The organism is Psychrobacter sp. PP-21 (assembly GCF_033790785.1).
Taxonomy (GTDB): Bacteria; Pseudomonadota; Gammaproteobacteria; order Pseudomonadales; family Moraxellaceae; genus Psychrobacter.
Genome location: NZ_JAMYEB010000001.1, coordinates 89422 through 114794 on the forward strand (window position 1 = coordinate 89422; position 25373 = coordinate 114794).

The 25373-nt window shown below is 43.1% G+C and carries 21 protein-coding genes; 19 read left to right on the plus strand and 2 right to left on the minus strand.

Annotation, left to right across the window (positions count from 1 at the left end):
* The first annotated feature begins 11 nt into the window (after positions 1–11).
* The 6 genes from NJD71_RS00395 to NJD71_RS00420 all read left to right on the plus strand — a co-directional run bounded on the left by NJD71_RS00395 (position 12) and on the right by NJD71_RS00420 (position 6532).
* Positions 12–1196, plus strand: coding sequence for a hypothetical protein (locus tag NJD71_RS00395; protein ID WP_319049957.1), 1185 nt, complete (start codon positions 12–14; stop codon positions 1194–1196).
* Between the two features lie 57 nt (positions 1197–1253).
* Positions 1254–2414, plus strand: coding sequence for a glycosyltransferase family 4 protein (locus NJD71_RS00400; RefSeq protein WP_319049958.1), 1161 nt, complete (start codon positions 1254–1256; stop codon positions 2412–2414).
* A 174-nt stretch (positions 2415–2588) separates the two neighbouring features.
* Positions 2589–3203 (plus strand): sugar transferase, encoded by a 615-nt coding sequence (locus tag NJD71_RS00405; RefSeq protein ID WP_319049959.1) that lies wholly within the window; start codon positions 2589–2591, stop codon positions 3201–3203.
* A 48-nt stretch (positions 3204–3251) separates the two neighbouring features.
* Positions 3252–4694 (plus strand): capsule assembly Wzi family protein, encoded by a 1443-nt coding sequence (locus NJD71_RS00410; RefSeq protein ID WP_319049960.1) that lies wholly within the window; start codon positions 3252–3254, stop codon positions 4692–4694.
* 343 nt (positions 4695–5037) lie between these two features.
* Entirely contained in the window at positions 5038–5922 is an 885-nt protein-coding gene (folD, locus tag NJD71_RS00415; protein WP_319049961.1) for a bifunctional methylenetetrahydrofolate dehydrogenase/methenyltetrahydrofolate cyclohydrolase FolD, read from the plus strand.
* A gap of 91 nt (positions 5923–6013) precedes the next feature.
* On the plus strand, positions 6014–6532 hold the full coding sequence (locus NJD71_RS00420; protein WP_319049962.1) for a phosphate-starvation-inducible protein PsiE: 519 nt from the start codon (positions 6014–6016) through the stop codon (positions 6530–6532).
* A gap of 64 nt (positions 6533–6596) precedes the next feature.
* Here NJD71_RS00420 and corA read toward each other — a convergent pair whose 3' ends face one another.
* Positions 6597–7751, minus strand: a complete 1155-nt coding sequence (gene corA, locus NJD71_RS00425; RefSeq protein ID WP_442967634.1) for a magnesium/cobalt transporter CorA — start codon at positions 7749–7751, stop codon at positions 6597–6599.
* Between the two features lie 180 nt (positions 7752–7931).
* The gene (locus NJD71_RS00430; RefSeq protein WP_319049964.1) at positions 7932–8321 is read right to left on the minus strand and encodes a DUF2237 family protein; all 390 of its coding nucleotides are present in this window, start codon (positions 8319–8321) and stop codon (positions 7932–7934) included.
* 506 nt (positions 8322–8827) lie between these two features.
* Between NJD71_RS00430 and NJD71_RS00435 the strand changes: the two genes are divergently transcribed.
* The 13 genes from NJD71_RS00435 to der all read left to right on the plus strand — a co-directional run bounded on the left by NJD71_RS00435 (position 8828) and on the right by der (position 25232).
* Positions 8828–10123: an ATP phosphoribosyltransferase regulatory subunit gene (locus NJD71_RS00435; protein WP_319049965.1), complete on the plus strand. Its 1296-nt coding sequence runs from the start codon at positions 8828–8830 to the stop codon at positions 10121–10123.
* A gap of 153 nt (positions 10124–10276) precedes the next feature.
* Entirely contained in the window at positions 10277–11566 is a 1290-nt protein-coding gene (locus NJD71_RS00440; RefSeq protein ID WP_319049966.1) for an adenylosuccinate synthase, read from the plus strand.
* Between the two features lie 332 nt (positions 11567–11898).
* Complete coding sequence (ndk, locus tag NJD71_RS00445; RefSeq protein WP_057759031.1) at positions 11899–12330, plus strand: nucleoside-diphosphate kinase; 432 nt, start codon at positions 11899–11901, stop codon at positions 12328–12330.
* Positions 12331–12615: 285 nt separating this feature from the next.
* Positions 12616–13713: an RNA-guided endonuclease InsQ/TnpB family protein gene (locus NJD71_RS00450; RefSeq protein ID WP_319049967.1), complete on the plus strand. Its 1098-nt coding sequence runs from the start codon at positions 12616–12618 to the stop codon at positions 13711–13713.
* Positions 13714–13903: 190 nt separating this feature from the next.
* Positions 13904–15133 (plus strand): 23S rRNA (adenine(2503)-C(2))-methyltransferase RlmN, encoded by a 1230-nt coding sequence (gene rlmN, locus NJD71_RS00455; protein WP_319049968.1) that lies wholly within the window; start codon positions 13904–13906, stop codon positions 15131–15133.
* Between the two features lie 298 nt (positions 15134–15431).
* Positions 15432–16739 (plus strand): RNA-guided endonuclease InsQ/TnpB family protein, encoded by a 1308-nt coding sequence (locus tag NJD71_RS00460; protein WP_319049969.1) that lies wholly within the window; start codon positions 15432–15434, stop codon positions 16737–16739.
* A 114-nt stretch (positions 16740–16853) separates the two neighbouring features.
* The gene (gene pilW, locus NJD71_RS00465; protein ID WP_319049970.1) at positions 16854–17789 is read left to right on the plus strand and encodes a type IV pilus biogenesis/stability protein PilW; all 936 of its coding nucleotides are present in this window, start codon (positions 16854–16856) and stop codon (positions 17787–17789) included.
* A complete protein-coding gene (locus NJD71_RS00470; RefSeq protein ID WP_319049971.1) occupies positions 17780–18607 on the plus strand; it encodes a helix-turn-helix domain-containing protein in 828 nt (275 codons plus the stop codon). Before pilW ends, NJD71_RS00470 begins: the two co-directional genes overlap by 10 nt.
* 109 nt (positions 18608–18716) lie before the next feature.
* On the plus strand, positions 18717–19832 hold the full coding sequence (ispG, locus tag NJD71_RS00475) for a flavodoxin-dependent (E)-4-hydroxy-3-methylbut-2-enyl-diphosphate synthase (RefSeq protein ID WP_319049972.1): 1116 nt from the start codon (positions 18717–18719) through the stop codon (positions 19830–19832).
* A gap of 127 nt (positions 19833–19959) precedes the next feature.
* Positions 19960–21249, plus strand: a complete 1290-nt coding sequence (hisS, locus tag NJD71_RS00480) for a histidine--tRNA ligase (RefSeq protein ID WP_319049973.1) — start codon at positions 19960–19962, stop codon at positions 21247–21249.
* A gap of 70 nt (positions 21250–21319) precedes the next feature.
* Complete coding sequence (locus tag NJD71_RS00485) at positions 21320–22114, plus strand: YfgM family protein (RefSeq protein ID WP_319049974.1); 795 nt, start codon at positions 21320–21322, stop codon at positions 22112–22114.
* Between the two features lie 143 nt (positions 22115–22257).
* The gene (bamB, locus tag NJD71_RS00490) at positions 22258–23478 is read left to right on the plus strand and encodes an outer membrane protein assembly factor BamB (protein ID WP_319049975.1); all 1221 of its coding nucleotides are present in this window, start codon (positions 22258–22260) and stop codon (positions 23476–23478) included.
* Between the two features lie 332 nt (positions 23479–23810).
* Complete coding sequence (gene der, locus NJD71_RS00495; RefSeq protein WP_319049976.1) at positions 23811–25232, plus strand: ribosome biogenesis GTPase Der; 1422 nt, start codon at positions 23811–23813, stop codon at positions 25230–25232.
* The last annotated feature ends 141 nt before the right edge of the window (positions 25233–25373 follow it).

Genomic DNA, 25373 nt, shown 5'->3' on the forward strand with positions numbered 1-25373 from the left:
GAGTTAATTAAATGTCAGATCTTAGCTGGATCAACGCCTATGGGTTTTTTGGTGTTAGGTTATTCGAATTGCCGAGCCTACTAGTTTGTTTATTATTGATATTTTTACTTGGATATAAATTTCAAATAAAGCAAAAATATCAAATAACATTAATCCTCCATTGTTTTTTACCTTTCGTACTAAACGATGTCTTGTTTGATGCCTCTTACATGCCTGACCAATTTAAGTACTGGCGAGGTGTTAATGCATTAAGAAATGGTGAGTTAAGTTATATCGATGCACTAGTAAATGGTGGAAATGTAGAGCAGGCTAGTGCTTTTTTAGCATTAATTCCATTCCCAGCACCAGTTTCAGTAATAAGTCTAGGATTTTACAATACATTCCTCTACATTATTTTATTTTTTATTTTAGATGTAAAAAAGATATTTACAGATATATCTATATGGTTCTATTTGTTATTCCCAAGTGCTGCTTTATATACAGCGTTAAGCTTGAGAGAGACCCTAATATTTTTCTTTATGGTTTTAACCTTAGTTTATGCTCGCGAATCTAAAATATTTAAAAGTATGCTTTTTATCGCTCCTTTATATTTAATCAAATTCCAAAACTTTTTTATTTTGGGTCCTATCGTCTTATTATATTTCATGTTTAACGTTGCAAGGAAAGGTATGGGAGTGGCAAAAGCAGTTACTATTGCTGTTATTGGTCTAGTAGCTTTGTTGCTATCAGCACCTATCGCTATTCCTCTACTTAACAGCTCTAGAGTATCAATGTTCGTTGAAGATGGCGGTAGAGCAGAAGATATTAGTCTTATTACTGGCGCAGGTGACTTTGTATTTCAGGGTTTGACCTCAGCGCTTTATTTCTTATCTAAACCTTTACCTTGGGAAGCAGCGAGTGCTTTACAGCTCGTTCAGTCAATTGAAAATTTAGCAGTATTGGTAATTTTATTCTTGATCACTCGCGAAGCTTGGCGAAAATTCCCTGATAAACTTACCTTCTGGCTGCTATTTATGGTGTTATCTATGTCTGTATATGGTTTGGTAGTGGCAAACTATGGTACAGCCGTACGTTATCGCTACCCATTTGTAATGATTTACGTGTTGTTTGTCTGCGCAGACTGCAATATTACTAGACTGAGAAGTAATAAAAGAATAAAGAACTATACTCAACCTATATTTAAATCTTCAGAATAAACTTAAATTTTGTGGTCTAAATTTTACTATCTATATCTAATATACTGTGTACCAATTATGAAATTTTTAATATGTGCTAACTATTTACCTCATGTGCTGAACTTTCGCGGTAAGTTATTACAAGATATCGCTGCACTAGGCTATGAGATACATGTAGTAGCACCAGATCTAAAGGCTTATGCTACAGATTACAATATTTTAAGTGAGCTTGGATACAGTCTGCATGAAGTACCTATGCAACGTACTGGTACTAATCCTATTGCGGATACAAAAATGCTCATGGCGATGTATAGTCTATTGCATGAGATACAGCCTGACTTTATGCTCTCATATACTATCAAGCCCGTTATATACGGCACTTTGGCTGCTTGGCTTGCTAAAGTGCCTAATCGTTTCGTATTGATTTCTGGACTGGGTTATACCTTTCAGCAGGTGGAAGAAACGAGTAAACGTACAGTATTTCAAAAACTCGTCCATAGTATGTATCAACAAGCACTAAAAAAATCATCAAAAGTATTCTTTCAGAATACAGATGATCGTGATTTATTTAAAAGTTTAAAGTTGTTAAGTTTTAAAACACCCAGTGTGGTAGTAAATGGGTCAGGTGTGGACGTTACTGATTTTGATGTCTTACCATTTCCTAGAGATACGGCAGGGAGTATCAAACCTTCTTTCTTATTAATTGCTAGATTACTCAAAGATAAAGGTATATTAGAGTATGTAAGGGCAGCTAAAAAGATAAAGGCAGAATATCCTAATGCTGAATTTCATTTGGTAGGCTGGATAGACGAGAACCCTGCAGCCATTAGTCAGACTCAGCTAGATGATTGGATAAAGGACGGTGATATTAACTATTGGGGTAAGCTTGACGATGTTCGTCCGGCAATACAGGAGTGTTCTGTATATGTACTGCCCTCATACCGTGAAGGCACGTCGCGTTCTGTGTTAGAAGCAATGTCGATGGGTAGAGCAATAATTACTACAGATGCGCCAGGGTGTCGTGAAACTGTAGTATCTGGTGAAAATGGTTACCTTGTTCCTGTCCAAGCTGTTGATGAGTTAGTCGATGCCATGAAGCAATTTATAGACAACCCTGGCTTGTGTGAAAGAATGGGACAAGCATCTAGAGGTATTGCTTTGGAAAAGTACGATGTGAAAAAAGTAAATGCACATATGATCTCTGAAATGGGATTGATGTCATTAGGTAATAAATTATAAATGTATGATATTGCAATATATTAACTATTATATATACTCTTGTATTTCCTACCGATTTAAAAGTAATACTTTCCAATTGTTTATCAATAAGAAGTTATTCAAAAGTAAAAACATCAAAGATGAATTGCCACTACAAACGCTAATTAACGTTAATTAAAAATGCTGGGTTTATAAATGCTTAAAAGAATATGTGACATTACAATCGCCACAACTGCTCTAATTACTCTCTCACCTGTGTATACTGTAGTGGCATACAAGGTTAGAAAAAATCTTGGCTCACCGGTCTTATTTCGCCAAACTAGAGCAGGTATTCATGGTGAACCTTTCAAAATCTATAAATTCCGTACTATGACAGATACAACAGATTCTGAAGGTAATGTGTTACCAGATGAAGATAGATTAACTGAATTTGGTAAACAGCTTCGTGCGACCAGTCTCGATGAACTTCCTCAGTTATGGAATGTCATTAAAGGTGATATGAGTATTGTAGGTCCTCGTCCTCAGCTTATGGAGTACCTGCCTTATTATAACGAAGAACAGTTTCGACGACATTTGGCTCGACCAGGTGTGACAGGATACGCACAAGTAAACGGTCGCAATGGTATCAGTTGGGAGAAGAGGTTTAAGCTAGATGTCTGGTATGTCGATAACCAATCTATGTTATTAGATATCAAAATTCTTTTAAAAACCGTCAAGCAGGTTGTTACCCGAGCGGGTATTAGCGCTGAAGGTGAGGCGACAATGAGTAGATTTACAGGCAATATAGTAGAAAACGAAGCAAAAGAGTAAATAAACCATTTGGATAACCTTGGTATAACTGTGGATGGGTAGGTCATTATGTACAAAAAAATAAGCGTTTTACTAGGCTTTGGTATGGTGTCTGTAGTAGCATCTGCTCAAAATCTATATATGAATGACATGAAACTCAAGTCTGAGCTAGACTGGTTAAATGCGCAAGGTGTGACTCATGTTAGTACCAGTACATGGCCGTTGACTGCTAATGAAATTACAAATGCACTTAATACGGCTAAAGTGACGACTGATACTCAACAAAGAATATTGCAGTCTGTACGTATCATGCTTGCTCAAAATCCAAACTCTTTAGTCAAAGCAGAGGCAGAAGCTTACTTACAAACAAACCGCCAGCAGCTGCCACAAACTTTTGCAGATGACAATCTGGCAGGACAACAGATATCAGCTGCGATAGGACTCAGTGAAGAGAACTGGGAGATGAAGCTACAAGCCAACGTAAAAAACGATGAGCTTATCGATGACGATAGTGATGTTAGTTTTGAGGGGTCGTATATTGCTGGTACAGCAGCCAATCAGTGGTTAATAGCAGGTAAAATTCCAGCATGGTGGGGTACAGGGAATGATGGTAGCCTTATTCGAGGGGATGCTAGTATCCCAGTCACAGGTATTACCATGCAGCGTGATACACAAACTGCACCGACTAACCAGTATCTGAACTGGGTTGGCCCTTGGCAGTATCAGCTGTTTGCAGGTCAATTAGATGATTATGAGGCGATACCAGATGCTAAGCTATTTGGTGCTCGCCTCACTGCGAGTCCATGGGAGTGGTTAGAAGTTGGTGCGTCTCGAACCTTTATGTGGGGCGGAGAAGGTCGTCCAGAGAGTTTTAGCTCCTTTGGTGATGCTGTTTTAGGTACTAAAGATAATGAGGCTACTGCAGGTAATACTGACAATGATCCGGCCAATCAGTTGGGTGGTTTTGATGCCAAAATACAGTTAGCACCGCTACTTAATGTACCAGCGAGTGTCTATGGACAATATGTTGGTGAAGATGAAGCGGGTGGTTTACCTGCCAAAAATATGTATTTAGCGGGCGTAGACTATGCTTCTGAAGCTTATGGAAAACCCTATCAGTTATATGCTGAATACGCAGATACTCGTAGTAGTGGAGAAGTAAAAGGTGTGTCTTATGATCATTTTTTATACACCGATGGCTATTACCAACAGGGCTATCCGCTCGGACACTCTTTAGGCGGTGATGCTGAGAGTGTATCAGTAGGTGGTAAGCTATGGCTCGATAGTCGGAACTTTGTCAATACAAAACTGCAATATGCCAAAGTAAACCAAGCGGATGAGGCAGACAATCAAGCCTTTCCAACGACGGATAAATTAACAGCTATTGACGTATCATGGGCACATCAATGGCAACCTCAGACACTAATAACGAGTAGGGTATGGGCGGTAGACTCTGATACTCAGTCAACTGATATTGGTGCAGGTGTGGGTATAGAGTTCCAGACTTATTAGACAAGAATAAGTAAATACCTTAGCGTTTTAGAGAGTAAGAAACGGTCTACTAACATCATAGTAGGCCGTTTTTTATTTGAGCTGTTGCTAGAGCTATGTGTTGGTAAACTGACGCGTATGTTCTATAAGTAATCGTCAATTTGATAGGTCTTTACTTGTATATTGCATAGTAATAGCTAAAGAATTAGTTTTTAGCTGCACTCTAATACATGCTAGGATTTTGCAGCGTACACAGGTACAATATTATTCTTAGTCAAAGGTTGACGAAGCAAAGGACAGGCATGCAAAGTATTTGCGCGCGCTGTCTTTATTTTTTTATATCGTACCCCCTATTGGAGTTACTATGTCTATTGCCCACGAGTCCGCCACCGTTTTAGACGGCAAAGCACTTGCCAAACAAATAGAACAGGATCTACGCACGCGCGTGGATGCGATCAAAGATAAAACGGGGCGCACCCCAAGCTTAGCGACGATATTGGTTGGTGAAGACCCAGCCTCTGCCACTTATGTCCGTATGAAAGGCAACGCTTGCAAGCGTGTTGGTATGGACTCCATACGTGTTGAGATGCCAAGTGCCACGACCACTGAGCAGCTCATGGCAAAGATTGATGAGTTAAATAGCAATCCAGACGTACACGGCATTTTGCTACAGCATCCTGTCCCTGAGCATATTGATGAGCGCGCTTGCTTTGAGCAAATCGACTTGGCAAAAGACGTCGATGGCGTGACTTGTCTTGGTTTTGGTCGTATGGCTATGCAGCAACCTGCCTACGGCTCTTGTACACCGCAAGGCATCATGCATTTGTTAGAGCATCATAATGTCGAATTATCAGGTAAAGAAGCGGTAGTCGTAGGACGTAGTGCTATCTTGGGCAAACCAATGGCGATGATGCTACTCAATGCCAACTGTACGGTGACCATCTGTCATTCAAGAACCCAAGATCTAGCAGCTCATATCAAGCGTGCCGATATCGTAGTTGGTGCTGTGGGTGTGCCTGAGCTGATTAAAGCGGAGTGGATCAAAGCAGGCGCCGTTGTTGTTGATGCAGGCTTCCATCCAACAGATGATGGCGGTGTCGGTGATATTGAAATGAAGGGTATGGAAAGTATTGCCAGTGCTTATACCCCAGTGCCAGGCGGCGTTGGTCCAATGACTATCAATACGCTTATTCGCCAAACGGTCGATGCGGCTGAAAAGTCAGCAGGTCTAAACATCAGCCAAAAGTAGTGACATGAATGCTGATCGCCGACAGTTAAGAGGCTTGAGGCAATATAGACTCAGGCTAAATCAACCACCTTTTAGTTGATAGGACCTAAAAATGTCTAAGAAAAACGTAGGTTTTCATGAGCGACTGCAAGGTATTGGCAGAGAGTTTGTCGATATTTGTCATTACGTCATTTTGTTTTTAATCAGCGTGGTGGTGGTTTGGACGGCAGGCAAGGAGTTTGTTGATATTGTCCAAAAGGGTTCAGCGGACTTAAAAGATATCTTGATGCTGTTTATTTACCTTGAGCTGTTGGCTATGATAGGTATCTATTTTAAAACCCATCGTTTACCCGTTCAGTTTTTGATATTTATTGCCATAACCGCATTGTCACGACATTTAGTTGTCGATGTACAGGCGGTCTCAGATTATTTTCACCTATGGCTGCTGGCGACAATTTCTGTAGCGATCATGCTATTGAGTGGCGCTATTGTCGTGCTGACGTGGACCGCAAAAACCTTTGGTCGCCCAGAGGATAATCTCGACAAACAGTATGCAAATTTAACGGTCAAAGCAATGCTACCTGACGACGCGCAAGCACCAGATAGTCACACAAAGCATCGCCGTGAGTAATGTTTGATACCTATGCACAAAAAAGGCTACCACTGGTAGCCTTTTTTTATATAGGAATGGGCTATCATAGCCATTTTAGTTTTTTGAAGTTGTAGTATAAGAAGCTACACAACGCGATGATGATAACCATGATCACAAGGTAAGCGTACTTCCAATGCAGCTCAGGCATAAAATCAAAATTCATCCCATAGATACCAGCAATAGCGGTCGGCACTGCTAAAATACCTGCCCATGCTGCAAGCTTGCGTACGACTTCATTCTGCCCCATATTGACCATGGCCATATAGGTATTCATAACCACACTTAACATTTCATTGAGACCGTTAATAGCATCTAGTGAGTGCAATAGATGGTCGTTCACATCGCGGAAATATGGCTTGGCCGCTTGAGAGAAACCAGAGACAATTTCGCTCTTTTTGTGATTGATAAAAAAGCTACAGATGTCTTGGACTGGTAGGATAATAGCTCGCATGTGCACCAGCTGCGACTTGAGTTCATAGAGGTTTTTTAGTGTGCCTTTATCAAACTCATAGGTAAAGACGTAGCGCTCTTGCTCACGCAAATACCGACCCAACCGATCAGTGATCGGCATATAGTTATCAACGATAAAATCAAGTATGGCATGCAGCACAAAGATAGGACCCATACGTAGCTTTTCAGGGCGACGATGGCAATGCTCACGGACAGGGGCGTAGGAGTTTGATGGACCATTACGAATAGTAATTAGGTAGTTTTTGCCCATAAATATCGCAGTTGTACCATAACGAATGACATTGTCTTCAAGCTTGGCAGTACGTAGCACCACAAAGACCATGTCGTTATCGTAGTTTTCTACCTTGGCCCGCTGATGATCAGCGAATGCATCTTCAATTGCCAACTCATGGATATCAAAAGCGTCTCTTACTTTGACCATGGTTTGCAGGCTGGGGTCATAGAGACCAAGCCAAATAAACTGACCGTTGTTACTGAGCGCACGGCTCACATCATTAAGTGCCACCTTGTCTATATTCTCGCCTGTTTTGCGAGAGTAAGCGTAACAGTTGACCACTTCATCGGCACTCGATGAATCAATATCTTCATAGCGTTCAGAGTCAGGATCGTAGACCGTCATGGTCTCGATAGTATCTTCTGTTGTCGCATCAATATCGCCATAAATATAGCTGTCATCACCATCTAGATAGAGATGCTTGTCATTCATATTGGCGTAAATGTGGCTCATATTAGAGTCAGGAGCAATATGAGCCGTTTTTTTGATTAATTGGTTATTGTCGTTTTCCATATATCCTCCTGCCACATAATAAAAAACTGCAATAATTTAACATTTAAAGTATAAAGGCCGTGAGCATGACTGCTGTGACTGAGTATGGCTAAGTACTAATGCCTTTTATTCAGCAATCCTTTATAAGGCATAGCTTTTTAGGGTGTCAATATCTACCAATGCCAATAGACTCTCGTGACAGGCTTCTAGTTTGATTTGTGGCGCGATATCAAAGTCTAATGCTTCAACCCAGCGCAGCGCACAAATGCACCAATAATCACCAGGCTTGAGACCTGCAAAGTTATATTCAGGTAACGGGGTGATAAGGTCGTTACCGCGACTGGCTGAAAAGTTCAAAAACTCGCTGGTCATCTTGGCGCAAACCGTATGCTGACCAACGTCGTGATTGCCGGTATGACAAAAGCCGTTGCGGTAATAGCCGGTGATAGGGTCGAAGCAACAGCTGGCAAGGGCAGTGCCTAGTACGTTGGTTTGGTTATTGGCAGGGTTTGGGTGATAATCAGATGACATAAGGCTTCCGAGATAAAAATATGGGTTAGTGTATCATGAGTATGTGTCAAAGACGCTGCTGTAAACGTAAGCAGCACGCGATGGATAACAAAAAATACACGCTATCATCAGCCACATCTTCATCAAATAAATATCGTGTTAAACCCTATTGTAGACGGGTCATAGATGAGACAGCATCTGCTTTACTTATAAGGCGTCATCAGATATCAATTAGATACCGATTGGAGATAATTGTCACTAGGCGAACCTTAAGTGCTATGCTAAACTAAAGCATAAAGTGCCTTGATTATTTGTCGCAATTTTTTAGCGCATAAAGATACTCGTCTTATCATTCAAAATTATACTTATTATTCACCCTTTTGCGGTTACCTGGTTTGTTTATAAATAATTGGGTCAATGATGTTGCGTGTTGAAAAAACACGGCGTCAATATTTGGCAAAACAACCCTCTGAGTACCGCTTCAGTACCGCGTTTTTGGTAAGCGATACGCCAAACAAGGATTTATTGTGTCTGTTAGTTCTGATTCTGCAAAACCTACCCAGCAAAACTCCATAAACGAGACAGCGACTCAGCCTGTAAAAGACAGCGCTGCATCTACCAGTATGCCCTATCTAAGTGGTTTTGCGAGCGATGTTGCCAACAGCTGGCTATTACCTGATGGGGTAGTCGATGTACTGTTCGAAGATGCGCATAAGCAAGAGGTGCTTAGGCATCAATTGATTGAGCAGCTTATCACTCACGGCTATCAGCTTGTGTGTCCACCCATGCTCGAGTTTACTGAATCTTTGCTCAGTGATGCATCAGAAGATCTCAAGCGTCAGACCTTTAAGATCATCGATCAGCTGACCGGACGTCTAATGGGTGTGCGTGCTGATATTACGCCGCAGATCTTACGTATAGATGCGCATCATGGCGGTACGGGTATTGCACGTTATTGTTACGTTGGTGATGTGATCCATACGTTGCCATCAGGACTGTTTGGCTCGCGTACACCGTTACAGTTAGGTGCTGAAATATTTGGTTGTGAATCACTGACAGCAGATATTGAGCTGATTGATGTGTTGTTTACGATGGTAAATAACTTAAATATGAGCGCCGCACTTCATATTGACCTGGGTCATGTAGCGATATTTAAGCGCCTAGCTGAATTGGTTGAGTTACCAGATAACGCGACTGAGCGATTGATGTATTTATATGCCAATAAAAACCTTCCAGAGCTCAAGCGCGTCTGCCGTGAGTTGCCGATGGGCGATGATTTTTATGTGTTGGCACGCTTCGGTCATGATATTGCAAACTTGTTGGCCAAATTGTCAGGCGCAGCGCAACAAGACAGCCAAATCGCAACCGCTGTGGATGAGCTACAACGCCTAAAATCTCATTTAGAAGATCAGTGGCAGTGCCCAGTCAGTATCGATGTGACTGAGCTATCAGGCTATCACTACCATACGGGTATCGTATTTAACGGCTATATCAATAGTGAGACCCAGCCACTAGTACGTGGTGGTCGCTTCGACGGTATGCAGAGCCAAACGCAAACCCTACGCGCCGCCACCGGCTTTAGTATGGATATCAGTCGCTTGCTCGCTCATACACAGCTTGATGCGCCAACTATTGTACTGGTTGATTTTGGATCGCTGGCTGACGCAACTGCAGATGAGACACAAACGCTATCTGTGCAAGTTGAGAGTCTACGCCAGCAAGGTTACCGCGTCACCATGCCATTGAACGCAGATGATCGTCCACATGATGTTACTCATCGACTGGTTATGACGGACAATCAATGGCATCTACAGACTGTTTAGTTGCCAGTTCAATAAATAAAATTTATTAAATACACGTTATTAGAACGCTCAATGGTTCGTTAGATAAAAAGATACAGTAAATAAAGCACAAAGCTATTTTAGCTTTCCAACTGTTATTGCACACACCTCAATACATAAAGGTAAGGATTGATCATGGGTAAGAATGTTGTAGTCTTGGGTAGCCAATGGGGCGATGAAGGTAAGGGTAAAATCGTTGATTTACTTACCGAAAAAGCCTCAGCAGTAGCCCGCTTCCAAGGCGGTCATAATGCTGGTCACACGTTGGTTGTCGATGGCAAAACCACTGTCTTGCATTTGATTCCATCAGGTATCTTGCGTGAAGGCGTTACTTGCTTTATTGGTAATGGCGTGGTGCTCGCACCTGACGCATTACTAAAAGAGATGAAAGAGTTAGAAGACAACAACGTCCCAGTGCGTGAGCGTCTGCGTATCTCTCCAAACTGTCCACTTATCATGCCTTATCACGTGGCACTTGACCAAGCTCGTGAAGCCAAGCGTGGCAGCGGTAAAATTGGTACAACGGGTCGTGGTATCGGTCCTGCATACGAGGACAAAGTAGCACGCCGTGCAATCAAGCTTGCCGATTTGTTCCGTGACGATCTAGAAGAAAAGCTACGCAATCTCATCGAATATCACAACTTTCAATTGACTGAGTACTACAAAGTTGACGCGATTGATTTTGATGAGACACTCAAGCTATGCCAAGAGTGGAAAGAAGAAATCAAAGGTATGGTTACTGATGTCACCGAAGACCTAAATCAATTGCGCCTTGCTGGCAAGAACCTCATGTTTGAAGGTGCTCAAGGTACACTACTTGATATCGATCATGGTACTTATCCGTTTGTGACCAGCTCAAGCGTGACAGCAGGCGGCGTATCAACGGGTACTGGTATCGGTCCATTATACTTAGACTACGTACTTGGTATCACCAAGGCGTATACCACGCGCGTTGGTAGTGGTCCATTCCCAACAGAATTGTTCGATGATGTTGGTGCTCATTTAGCCAAAGTCGGTCATGAATTTGGTGCGACGACTGGTCGTGCGCGTCGTTGTGGTTGGTTTGATGCAGAAGCATTACGCCGTGCCGTGGTGCTGAACTCGATGTCAGGTATCTGCTTAACTAAGCTTGATGTACTAGATGGTCTTGAAGAATTGCTCATCGGCGTGGGTTACAACCTACCTGAGACTGAGTGTGCAGGCGCGCATGATGCTGAATTCTACGAGTCAGTAACGCCTAAGTACGAGACTATGCAGGGCTGGAGCGAGTCAACGGTTGGTGTTACTAACTATGACGACCTACCAGAGAATGCAAAAAAATACATCAAACGTATCGAAGCATTGATCGGTTGCCCAGTTGATATTATCTCAACTGGTCCTGATCGCGAAGAGACTATCGTATTGCGCGATCCGTACGACGCTTAGTTTTTACTACAAACTTGATTAAATAGTTTTTAGTATCAATGAAAAACCCCAATGCTAAGCGTTGGGGTTTTTGCTTATATAATGGCTCATAGTATTGTGAACTCTTGATGCATACTACATTTACTTTTTTGCAAGGTGCGGTCATAAATTAACCCTATCATTTATGGCCTTAATCATTATAATAGGCAGCAATCCTATGTTGGCACTCAGGTATTAGATTTGACTGACTATGAGTTGGTTCATTCAGCTGAGGTCAATATGGCGGCTAAAGATAAAACAAAGCATTAACCCTTTCATTTTTTATCGAATTTATCATTTATTAGGAGCTTTTCATGGCTAACGAACGTACTTTATCTATCATCAAACCTGACGCAGTTGCTGGCAACCACATCGGCGCTATCTACAGCCGTTTCGAACAAGCTGGTCTAAAAATCGTTGCAGCCAAAATGCTACAACTTGATGACGAAAAAGCAGGTGGTTTTTACGCTGAGCATGCTGAGCGTCCATTTTACAATGACCTAAAGTCATTCATGATGTCAGGTCCAGTATTGGTATCAGTACTAGAAGGCGAAAACGCTATCGCTCAGCACCGTGAAATCATGGGCGCTACTAACCCAAAAGAAGCGGCTGAAGGCACTATCCGTGCTGACTTCGCTAGCAGTATCGATGAAAACGCAGTCCATGGTTCAGACTCAGCTGAATCAGCAGCACGTGAAATCAGCTACTTCTTCAGCGATGACGAAGTTTGTGCACGTACGCGTTAATAGCAGCAGTTATTGATATCAGCTACTCTGTAGCATAGTGAGTGTTAATAATTGGTTTTGCAAGACGGCTTATATCTTATGGGTATAGGCCGTTTTAGCTATTTGCTGATGGGCAACTTAGATTATAATAAAGCAATCTAGATTGAAATTATCTGAAGAGTCTCTCATTATAAGTCCTATTTATTCTTACCAAAATCGTCATAAAGTCTTGCAATTTAGGATAGTGATATAAAGACTCACATATCGTCGGTTGATTTCCCTGTCAGATTGCTAAACACTCAAACTATGAAAACACTTAAATTACGCATTAAAAACAAGCACGTCAATCAGCTCAATAAACTGGCTGAGGCGGTTAATTTTGTGTGGAACTATGTAAATGATTTGAGTTTTAAGCACGTGCAACGTACTGGGCGTTTCTTTTCAGCTTACGATATTGCACCGTACACCAAAGGTGCAGGCGAATTTTTAGGTCTGCACAGCCAAACGCTTCAAGCAATCACTGAAACTCATGCTAAAAGCCGAAAACAATTTAAAAGAGCCAAATTAAACTGGCGTACCAATAATCCGAAAGCCAAACGTAGGTCGCTTGGCTGGATCCCTTTTAAGAAATCTGCAATCAGGTATTTGGGTATCAAGAAGGCTGGAAAGAAAAGTCTTAAATCTATAATTCAATTTAGCCTTGCAAAAGGCCAAAAAATTACTATCGACGTCTGGGATAGCTATAACTTATCTTTGTATAACATTAACACCTGTGAGCTCGTACAAGACAGCCGTGGACTATGGTATGCGTGCGTGACTGTTAAAGAGCACTCAAACTTGAAGTGTGGTACTGGTAAGGTTGGTATCGACTTAGGATGTAAAAAAGCGGCAACTACCAGTGATGGCGATACTCTAGCTACCAAGCTAACTTATGAATATGCAGCTAAATTAGGCATTGCTCAACGAGCCAATAATAAAAGGCGTGTCAAAGCGATTCATGCCAAGATAAAAAATACCCGGCAACATCTAATCCATGTTTTCACCAGCAAACTGGTTAAAAACAACAATATAATTATTATTGGTAAACTTCAATCGAGATCATTCATCTCAAGCAAGCTAGCAAAATCTGTTTATGATGCTAGTTGGTTCGAAGTGAAGCGGCAACTGGATTATAAATGCAAGCATGCAGGTTGCCGTTACTTAGAAGTGAATGAAAATTACACAACCCAAACCTGTTCGTGTTGCGGTTCACGCCAAAACAGTCCGAAAGGTAGAAAAGGCTTAGGAATAAGAGAATGGTCTTGTGCTCAGTGTGGCACAACGCATGATAGAGATGTCAATGCGGCAAAGAATATTCTTGCGGTCGGGCTTGACCGTCTAGCAGTAGGAATCTCTTCATTTTAGAGAGGAAGTCAACAATCCCTTATCAGCATCCTCTAATCAGTATCAACGCGTTGTATTGGCATTGGTTGCTCATGAGATAAACGCTACGCTCATAACGGATTGCTCATGCATTCAAGCCATACGTGTGTACGGCAACGCTCATATCAATAATTGCATCGCTTATTAGACTGATGCAAAAAGGTTACCTATTATGTCAACTGTTCAAGCACCAACCCAGCATATACCTGCCAAGCTTACTGATAGCATCAAATTAGTAGACGAGGCCCATGCCAAAACCAATCTACTCGGCATGACCCAAGCGCAGCTGGCTGATTACTTCAAAAGTATCGGCGAAAAACCTTTTCGTGCTACTCAGGTTGTTAAATGGATATATCAGCATGGGGTTACCGACTTCGAGCAAATGACCAATTTGAGTAAATCGTTGCGCGATAAATTATCGCTCAATGCTTGTGTGGTGCCGCCCAAAGTGATTCATCGTCAATACAGCGATGACGGTACACGTAAGTGGGTGTTTGAAGTGACGGGCGGCTCATTGGTTGAGACGGTATTGATTCCAGCAGATGACAGCAAGCTAAATGGCCGTAAGACGCTATGTGTGTCTTCACAAGTCGGCTGCGCGCTTGACTGTAGTTTTTGTAGTACGGGTAAACAGGGATTTGAGCGCGATTTGAGTGCCGCTGAGATTATTGGACAGCTATGGGTTGCCAATGCCTCATATATGACTGACGAAAACGAAAGCTTAGAAAATGTCGATCACAGTCTATGGGAAAACAACGTCACCAACGTCGTCATGATGGGTATGGGTGAGCCGCTATTAAACTATAAGCCAGTGGTTGGCTCAATGGAATTGATGCTCAGCGATCATGCTTATGGGTTATCAAAGCGCCGTGTGACTTTATCAACATCAGGTGTCGTTCCCAAAATGTATCAACTTGCCCAAGACATCGATGTGGCATTAGCAATCTCATTGCATGCGCCAAACGATGAGTTGCGTAATGAGCTGGTACCAATCAATAAAAAGTACCCGCTAGATGAGCTGATTGCCGCGGCAAAAAACTACGTCTATGATGTTAATCCACGTCACAAAAAGCACGTCACCATTGAGTATGTGATGCTTGACGGGGTCAATGACAGCAATGAACATGCGCATCAGTTGGTCGCACTATTAGACGGTCTACCAAGTAAGATCAATCTTATCCCGTTCAATCCGTTCCCACACGCGCCATATGATAAGTCGAGCAACAACCGTATTCATGCGTTTAGTAATATACTTAGCGAAGCTGGATTTGTCTGTACTATTCGCCAAACGCGCGGCGATGATATCGACGCGGCTTGTGGTCAGTTGGTTGGACAAGTGGCTGATCGTACCAGACGTTCGGCTGCATGGCAGCAAAGCATCAAGGATCGTGAAAACGTATAGTTGATTCTAAACCAGCACAGTTAATCCATAGTGCAATTAATAACAACTAAATTGTACTATGGATGCTAAATATATTAAAAAATCGAAAGAAAGCTCTAACCGATATTGGGGTAGAGGTGAGTTTCGCATAGTAGTTATTATATTCTTATACAAATTGGCTACTGAAACTAGGGTTAATAATCTTTAGTATTAAGTATTAAGTATTAAGTATTAAGTATTAAGTATTAAGTATTAAGTATTAAGTGCTAGTATGATATACATATTATCAAACACACACTCATTAATAAATAAAGCATTTATGAAAATCAACAAAGCGTATAAATTTAGGCTTGAGCCTAATGCAGAGCAGAAGATTATTTTAAATAATCTTGTCGGCTCTGCACGTTTTGTTTGGAATCAAATGCTAGCGATCTCATTTGAGATGTTTGCTAAAGATGAGTTTATTAATGCTACCAACCTTGTTAATAAAATTATAGATCTAAAGAATAACCCTGATTTCGAGTTCTTAAAAAGCAGCTCAAACGCGGTGTCTTTACAACAAAAAGTACGTGATCTGGCATCGGCTTGGTCGCGTTTCTTTGATCCTAAAGCACATGCCAGATTAAAAGAAAATAAAAAGAAACCAAGAAAACCCAAGTTTTTTAAACTGGTGGATGGCACAGAGATTCAACGGCGACCATTGATGCCACAATTTAAGCGCAAATCCGCTGGCTGCGACTCAATTCGCTTGGTTCAGTTTGACAAATACTGCCGTGTTGAGGGCAATCGAGTAAAACTGCCTAATGGTGTGGGCATAGTGACGTTTAGGAAATCGCAAGACATTATTGGCACGATTAAAAACGTCACCATCAGCAAGAAGTCAGGGCACTGGTACGTGTCGTTTGGCACAGAGCGCAAATTGACTGAGAACCCTCGTCACCCCTCTAAAAGCGCCATTGGCTTGGATATGGGTATTAGTAAACTACTGACCACCTCAAACGGTGAGTACGTCAAACCTAAGAACAGCTTTAAAGCCAATCAACTCAAACTGGCCAAATTGCAACGAGGACTGGCAAAGAAAGTAAAATTCAGTGAAAACTGGAAAAAGCAAAACCGCAAGATTCAAAAGCTACACAGCCACATTGCTAATATTCGCCATGACTACTTGCATAAAATCACCACCCGCATCAGCAAAAACCACGCCATGATTGCTTGTGAGGACTTGAAGGTCGCTAATATGTCGAAATCAGCCAGCGGTACGACGGAAAGCAAAGGTCGCAATGTCAAAGCCAAGTCAGGATTGAACAGATCTATTTTAGATCAAGGTTGGAGCATGATGGTCAATATGCTTGAGTACAAGCAGCAATGGCGCGGTGGTTTACTTGTCAAAGTAAACCCACGATACACTAGCCAAACCTGCTCTGAATGCCAGCATATCGCTAAAAAGAACAGACAAACTCAGTCAAAATTTGAGTGCGTCAAATGCATGTATGTTGCGAATGCAGATTTTAATGCGGCTCGTAACATATTAGCGGCAGGACATGCCGTGTTGTCTGCGGAGGGAGGATGCGGTAAAGGTCGCCCGTTGAAACAGAAAACAAGTGACGGTCGTGAGAAAGTCGCCTAAGAGCGTTTGCTTTTAGAATCCCTTACTTGAGCTTCGCGAAAGTGATGGGAGTATGTCAATAAACTGATGCCTCGAAGATCGAACGCATTGAATCACAGTTTTATGATGGCGGCTATGATGACTTCTAAAAATTCTTGTCAGTTTGAACCTAACAAACCATTTTTTAAACGTTATAAGCAGATAGGTGCAATGACGACTCACATCAATGCGCCGAAACAAATGTTGTTTGTGGCTGTGCTCGCAGGATCATTATTAAGTGGTTGTCAGAGCATGTCAAGTAATGATCTGACAGGTGGTACAGTCTATCAAACCTCTACGGGCGTAAGCGGTGATCGCAATTCAGACCAGCAAGAAGTTGCACGTGTGCGCACCTCACTGGCGGCACAATATATCCGCAAAAATGAGCTGGATGCGGCGCAGCGTCAGCTCGAAAAAGCCTTTGCTGCCGATAGCCGTTACGCGCCAGCCTATGATATGATGGGCGTTTTGTTGCAACAAGAAGGCAGCCGCATCAATCTTGTAAAAGCCGATCAGTACTTCAAAAAAGCAATCGCGCTAGACAGAGATTTTGTGCAAGCACACAATAATTATGGTGTTTACTTGTCACAGGCGAAGCGCTATCGCGAGGCGGCAGAGCAGTTCGAGATTGCAGGCGCATCATTAGGCTATGAAGGTCGTATCGGTGCATTAGAAAATCTAGGGCGCACATACCTTCAGCTGGGTGATAACAGCGCTGCTGCTAAAGCGTTCCTGCGAGCGCTTGATGGTAACCGCAATAGCATCATCGCCCATATTGAATTGGTTGATTTATTGCTTGAACAACAGCGCGTACCTCAGGCTCAAAGGTTATATGATGAGACATTGATCTTGGTGCAAGGGCAGGGCGTCAGCCCCCGCTTGCTCCTACAAGGTATCAAACTTGCGGCAGCACAAAAAAACACGACAACGCGCCAGCAATTGGCCCAGCAGCTTTTATCTGCTTATCCACTGAGCGATGAAGCGAAACAACTTAAGACTTGGCTTAACAATCCAGAGGCACCATGGAAATGACCACCCCATCATCGAACACTCAATCTAACGCTCAGGGATCATTTGGTGCCATGTTGCAGCAAGCCCGAAAAACTAAGCAAGTCAGTTTAGATGAGGCGGCCGCCGAGTTATTTATCTTAAAACGCCATCTAGAGGCATTAGAGAGCGAAAACTTCTCTGAATTACCACAAGCTGCATTTGCTCGTGGCTTTGCCATCAACTATGCCAAATACTTGGGTATAGATCCAGCCAAAATTGCAAGTAGCTTCGATGCTGCTTATCCTAATGAGCTTAAAGCCAAGTCAGTAAATAACACGGATACGCCACTGCGACCAATGGGAACATTGCAGCGTGATACGCATAGTCGTATCCGTTTCAATCCACTATTGATCATCGGTGTGATTGGACTCATTATTTTGGCGATATTTTTATTCCGTATGGTGAGTAATGCGAGTAAAGAAAATAACCAAGAGCCTGTCGCTGCTGTGGAAGATGTATCAGCCATAGAGCAAGCGCAGGGGGCCGCGATTAACATTGATAATGATGCCAGTAGCGTTGGCGCTTCTGGCTCTGCGCTGAATCTGGGTGATGCCAATGCTAGTACGGCTTTTCTGAATGTTAAGTTGAGCGATGATGCCGTAGTTAGTATCACTGATGCCTCTGGCAATAATCTGATTAGCGGCGCCCAGACAGCTGGCGACTATGATCTATCAGGTATGCCACCATTCGATGTGCAAATCGATAATATCGATAATGTCAGCTTGATGCTCAATCAAGAAACGGTCGCTTTAGAGACTTATGCAACTGATAAGCAAGCGACTTTTGAGTTAACGCCTTAATTATTGATGAAAGGTTTGATTGCCTGTTTTCGCTAAAGTGGTCACATGTGCAAGCTCGTTTATATATACAAGCCAGTGGCTTTTTTATTTTTGATTCAAGGATTTATGTATGTCAATGCCATCGCCTATCAACCGTCGTTTGACCAAAAAAATCTATGTGGGTGATGTTGCAATTGGTGGTGATGCGCCAATCAGTGTGCAGAGCATGACCAATACTGACACCTGTGATGTGGCCGCAACGGTTGCCCAAATCGAGCGCTGTGTTGAAGCTGGTGCTGATCTAATGCGGGTGTCAACGCCAACGATGGATACCGTAAAAGCCTTTGGCGAGATTCGTAAACTTGTAAGCGTGCCTCTCATTGCAGACGTACATTTCGATCATAAAATCGCCCTAGCAGTTGCTGAAGCAGGCGCTGATTGCTTACGTATCAACCCTGGTAACATCGGTAGCGATGCCAAGGTGCGTGAAGTGGTTGCTTGTGCCAAACATCATAATATTCCTATCCGTATCGGCGTCAATGCAGGCTCTTTAGAGAAAGACATTCAGCGTAAATATACTGAGCCAACTGGGGAGGCGATGCTTGAGTCAGCGATGCGCCATATCGATATCTTAGAGCGCCTTAACTTTGATCAGTACAAAGTATCTGTCAAAGCCAGTAATGTGTTTTTGACATTGGATGCTTATCGTCTGATATCAGCACAAATTGATAATCCACTTCATCTTGGGGTAACCGAAGCGGGGGTATATCGTACTGGTGCGGTGAAGTCTGCAATTGCCCTTGGTGGTCTCTTACTAGACGGTATTGGTGATACTATTCGCATCTCTTTAGCTGCCGAGCCTGAAGAAGAGATTAAGATTGGTTTTGATATCTTAAAATCGCTGAATATCCGTTCAAATGGTGTCAACTTTATCGCTTGCCCAAGTTGCTCGCGTCAAGAGTTTGATGTGATTAGAGTGATGACAGCGTTAGAGTCGCGTTTAGAAGATATCCGTGAACCGATGGATTTATCTGTCATTGGTTGCAAGGTAAACGGTCCAGGAGAAGCCAAAGAGGCAGATATCGGTATCGTTGGCGCCGCACCAAGATCGCTAGTATATCGTATGGGCGAAAAAAGCCATCTTATTGATACCGACAATTTGGTCGATGAAATAGAGAGCATGGTTCGTGCTCACGCAGAAGACTTGGCAAAAAAGCGCGAAAACGAAATCATTCGCGTAAGATAGGCCAGTGTGTTGATACATGTGTCACACTGATACACAACGTCAAGCAGTTAATTTAAAATACGATGAACATTTAGATAGATAACAACAATAGATATACCTGTTAAATTTTTAAGGATACGACCGTACCATGATCAAAGCTATTAAAGGGTTCAATGATATTTTGCCTGATCAATCAGCAAAATGGCTACATCTAGAAGCAATATTGGCTGATGTACTTGGTAGGTATGGTTACGAGCATATCCGCCTGCCTATCGTTGAGCAGACTGATCTGTTTGCACGTGCCATTGGCGGCGCTACTGATATCGTCGAAAAAGAGATGTATAGCTTTACGGATAAGTCTGAGCCGCCCACGCCTTTGACGCTACGTCCTGAAGGTACGGCAGGCGCAGTACGCGCTGTCATCGAGCATAATCTGCTGCGCGGTGATACTCCTAAGCTTTGGTACATCGGTCCAATGTTTCGCTATGAGCGTCCGCAAAAAGGCCGCTATCGTCAGTTTCATCAGTTGGGTGTCGAGAGCTTTGGTAGTGCGTTACCAGATGCTGACGCTGAACTGATTGCGATGACTCATCTAATGTGGCAAGAGTTGGGCCTAAAAGATGAGATGCATTTGCAGCTTAATAGCTTAGGTGAGAGTGATGAGCGTTATGCTTATCGCGAAGCATTGGTCGCTTATTTAACTGACAAAAAAGATCAGTTGGATGAAGACAGTCAGCGCCGTTTGACGACCAACCCGCTACGTATCCTAGATAGTAAAGAGGCGAGTACACAAGCACTGTTGGCAGACGCGCCAAAGCTGGCAGAATTCTTGGGTACAGAGAGTAAAGCGCACTTTGAGCAAGTTCAATCATACTTAACAACACTTGGCATCAATTTTGAAATTAACCCGCATCTGGTACGCGGGCTTGATTACTATAATAAAACGGTCTTTGAGTGGGTAACGGACAAGTTAGGTAGCCAAGCGACAGTTTGTGCTGGTGGTCGTTATGACGGTCTGATCGGACAGTTAAAGTCTACAGGCACTGATGGTAGCAAGCCGGCAAAATCTGAACCAGGCGTTGGTTTTGCGATGGGGCTTGAGCGCTTGTTATTACTTATGGAAGCGGTTGCACCAATTGCTGATGTACCTGCTTGTGATGTGTTCGTTGTCGCTCACCCAGAGGTTTATGGTGCTGGTGTTGATTATGCACAACGTTTACGCTACAGTCGCCCAGATGTACGTGTAAAAATGGCAAGTGCCACAAGCTTAAAAGCACAAATGAAAAAAGCAGATAAGTCAGGTGCTGCACTGACGGTTATTATTGCCCAACAAGAGCTAGATGATAATACAATCAGTGTTAAAGACATGCAAACAGGTGAACAACAAACGGTCGTACAAGACTGGTTATCGAGCGAAGACAACTTTTCTCGTAGCTAATCATCTTGTTATACCGTCGTTTTGACTTTGGTATCAGTAAATTAATGTACATTTTATCAGGTAAATATATATGGCTCTGACCCCCAACTCGCCGAATGCAGACAACTCCATGCAAGCACTAAAGCAGTATGGCAGTTATATCGTCACTGCGATTTTGTTGGCGCTGGCCGCTTATTTTGGCTGGACATACTGGCAGAATAACCATGCGCGCGTAGATACGGTCGCCGCCGATCAATACGCAGATATCCAGCGATTGAATGAAGAGGTCAGCATCGCATCGCAGAACCCAGATCTAGAAGCACAAGCGCAAGAAGCTCTGGCACAGAGCCGTACACAATTAGACGAGAATATTGATGCATTAGTAAGCACCCATGGCGACTCAGTTTATGCGTGGCAAGCACTGATGATTAAGGCTCGCCAGCAAGTAGATAGCGATGACTTCACTGCAGCAGCTGAGACGCTCAAGCAAGCACTCGCAATTGACTTGGGGGATGCGGGGTTAGAGACGATTACTCGTCTGCGTTATGCCAAGACATTACTGGCTACTGGGGACGCAGATGCAGCTTTATCAGAAGCCAATAACGATATGCCAAGCTCGTTTGAAGCCAGTCAGCAAGAATTACTAGGTGATATTTATTTGGTTCAAGACAACAAAGACTCAGCGATTAAGTCTTACAATAATGCTTGGGAGCTGTTACGTAGCCGTCAAGAAACGCGTGCAGTATTGGCATTAAAAATGGAAAGTCTAGGTATCACGCCTGAGCCTATCGCAGAGCAAGCGAGTCTTGTTCAAGAGTCAACGAACCCTGAACAGCCATTAGTAATTGATAGCTCAGAAAGTGCGGCCGTTGAGACGATACAGTAAGTAGGATCGTATTGAACGATAACACTTACTGTAGTCGTTTAAATAATAGTTAGTAGTCGATCAAAAACTTGTAAATAAGATTACTAATGTGCGGTTAGCCAATGTACTAATTAATAATAATTCATCTGTAGTGAGAACGTATAATGACCCAATCTATTCGCGCAAGCAAAATGTTAAGTACCAGGTTCAGTACTAAGACTGTCAAAAAGACAGTCATGCATGTAGCAGTACTTGCTGTGATGAGCACTGCAGTGATAGGGTGTACTCGCGGTATCAAGCCCGTGGTTAATGACCCAGTAAAATTAGTACAAATTGCGCAGCCAATCAGCGTGCTACAGCCAGTATTTAGCACTGACGTGGGCAATAAAAAAGCCAGCAAAAAAGACCCATTAGATTTGCAGGTTGGTTATGCCAATGGGCAAGTCGTTACTGCCTCACGCGGTGGCGACTTAATAGGCTTTAATCAAGCAGGTGAGCGCTTGTGGTCAATCAATGTCGGTGATCAAATCACAGGTGGCGTTGCTTTAGATGCACTCAGTCAAACTGCTGTTATCAGTACTCGCAGTGGTCAAATCATGGCATTTGATAGTGCTACGGGTGCCAAGCGCTGGCAGCAACAGTTATCAGGGTCGGTCTTGTCTCCTGCATTGATCAGTAATAATCGTGTGGTGCTATCAGCAAATGATGGTTTCTTGCATGGCTTATCACTACAGACGGGTCAATCAGTATGGCAGTTTGCGACCCAAGTACCAGCCATTAGCGTTCGCGGTAGTGCAGCACCGACGTTATTAGATAATGAAACATCATTGTTGTCTACTGCTGATGGTCGTCTGCATGCGATTACCGTTGATAATGGCTTACCGCAGTGGTCAAGACGTGTCGGTATCGGTTCTGGCAGTAGTGAAGTTGAGCGCATGAGCGATGTCGATGGCACGCCAATTGTAGATAAGCAGCAGATGTTTGCCATCAGTTATAGCGGACAGCTACTAGGTATTGATTTGGCTTCACGTCAAGTAATGTTCGTCAACGAGCTTGCAAGTCTCAAGTCGCTTGCCGTAAATGCTCAGCAAGTTATTGCGACTGGCTTGGATGGCAATGTGGTCGCTTATGATCGCAATAGTGGCGAGACGTTATGGGAAAGTAAAGCGCTAGCGTATCGTGATCTCACTAACCCTGTGATGATTGGTAATTATATTGCAGTTGGTGATTTCGATGGTGTGGTGCATTTATTTGATCCTGCGACTGGCAATATCGTTAGTCGCGTGGAGACAAAAGGCGCACTGACCAACCTGCAAGTACAGGGCAGCCGCCTCATGACCCAAAGTACATCAGGACAAGTGGCTATTTGGCAGCTGGTGCGTTAGTCAGCTAACTAAGTGCTTATTGTTTTAGAACACAAACGCTGCTTGGTCAGCGTTTAGTGCTTTGTGTAAATCGCTTGTTTATAGACAGGCTTTCGCGTACTCTATGCGACCGATGCGCTAGCCATGTATACTGTATATCGTTTAGCCATTCCAGATATTTTTTAAAACTACGATTATTTTTGATTGTAAGATAGCTATCTACTATTCTTTCTATTGTTTTATTATTCATTTTAATTTGCGGTTAAGTACAGCCTATTCGCTGCTATTGTTATGTTGCTGGTTATAAGAACAGCTGTACTGTCCGTCATTGTGCCTTTCACTGAGAGTAACCCATGAGTATCAAGCCTGTGGTCGCCTTAATTGGTCGTCCAAACGTCGGTAAATCCACCTTATTTAATCAGTTCACAAAGAGTCGGCAGGCATTGGTCGCTGATTTGTCAGGATTGACTCGTGACCGTCAATACGGTGACGCGACCTATGAAGACAAATCTTTCATCGTTGTGGATACTGGTGGTATTGGTGAAGCGGACGATGGTAGCGGTAATATTGACGACTATATGTCTGAGCAGTCGCATACTGCGATTCATGAAGCAGATATTATTGTATTCGTTGTTGATGCCCGTGCTGGTATGATTGGCGCTGATGCCGAAATTGGCAAGTTTTTGCACACGTTAGGCAAGCCTGTTTATGTCGTTGCCAACAAAGTTGATGGTGTTCATGACGCCGCGCCTGCCGAATTCTATGCATTAGGGTTGGGTGAGCCTTACCCGATGGCCGCCAGTCATGGTCGCGGTGTGGGTAACTTACTCGAAATCTTAACGGCTGATATGCCTGAGCAAGAAAACATTGTAGAGCCAAGAGGCTTAAAGCTTGCGATTATCGGTCGTCCAAACGTCGGTAAATCAACCCTAGTGAACCGTTTGCTGGGTGAAGACCGAGTAGTGGTGTACGATATGCCAGGTACCACACGTGACAGTATTTACATCCCTTATCAGCGCGAAGGCAGAGACTACGTATTGATTGATACTGCTGGTGTGCGTCGCCGCGGTAAAATTGATGAAAAAGTAGAGAAGTTCTCCGTCATCAAGACGTTGCAAGCAATCGAAGACTCTAACGTGACTGTGATTGTGATTGATGCGCACGAAGGTATCGTTGACCAAGACTTACACATGATTGGTTATGCCTTGGATGCCGGTCGCGCTTTGGTAGTAGCGATCAATAAATGGGACGGCCTGACGCCAGATCAAAGAGATTATATCAAGCTTGAGATGGATCGTCGTTTTAACTTTATTCCCTACGTAAAAGTGCATTTAATATCAGCGCTTCATGGTACTGGCGTTGGCAATCTATACCCCTCTATTTTGCGTGCGTATAAATCTTCAATGTTTGAAGTGTCAACCAATCGCTTGACGCAAATCTTACAAGATGCGGTTACGGCCAATCCGCCACCAACTGTTGCTGGTCGTCGTATCAAGTTGCGCTATGCACACATTGGTGGTCACAATCCACCAGTTATCGTGATCCATGGTAACCAGACAAGTGCGCTTCCTAAGAGCTATCAGCGTTATTTAGAGAACCAGTTCCGTCAGGTGTTCAAACTTGAAGGCACACCGCTCAATGTTATTTTCAAGCAAAATGACAACCCATATGCTAATAAAAGCGATACGCCAACCAAGGCAAAAACCCAGCAGTTGCGCCAACGTGAGCGTAATCGTGCAAAGAAATTCACCACAAAAGACAAAAAGTCTCGTTAGTAACTTTTTATCTAACCCTTCTGTTTGATTCATTGCGTTGTCTAACAGTTACTCATTTTACCGTGTCACTATACACGGTAAAATGAGTATCAAGCATTATTTAGCAATGGTGCTGCATCCGTCCGGTCAACGCAGTCATAA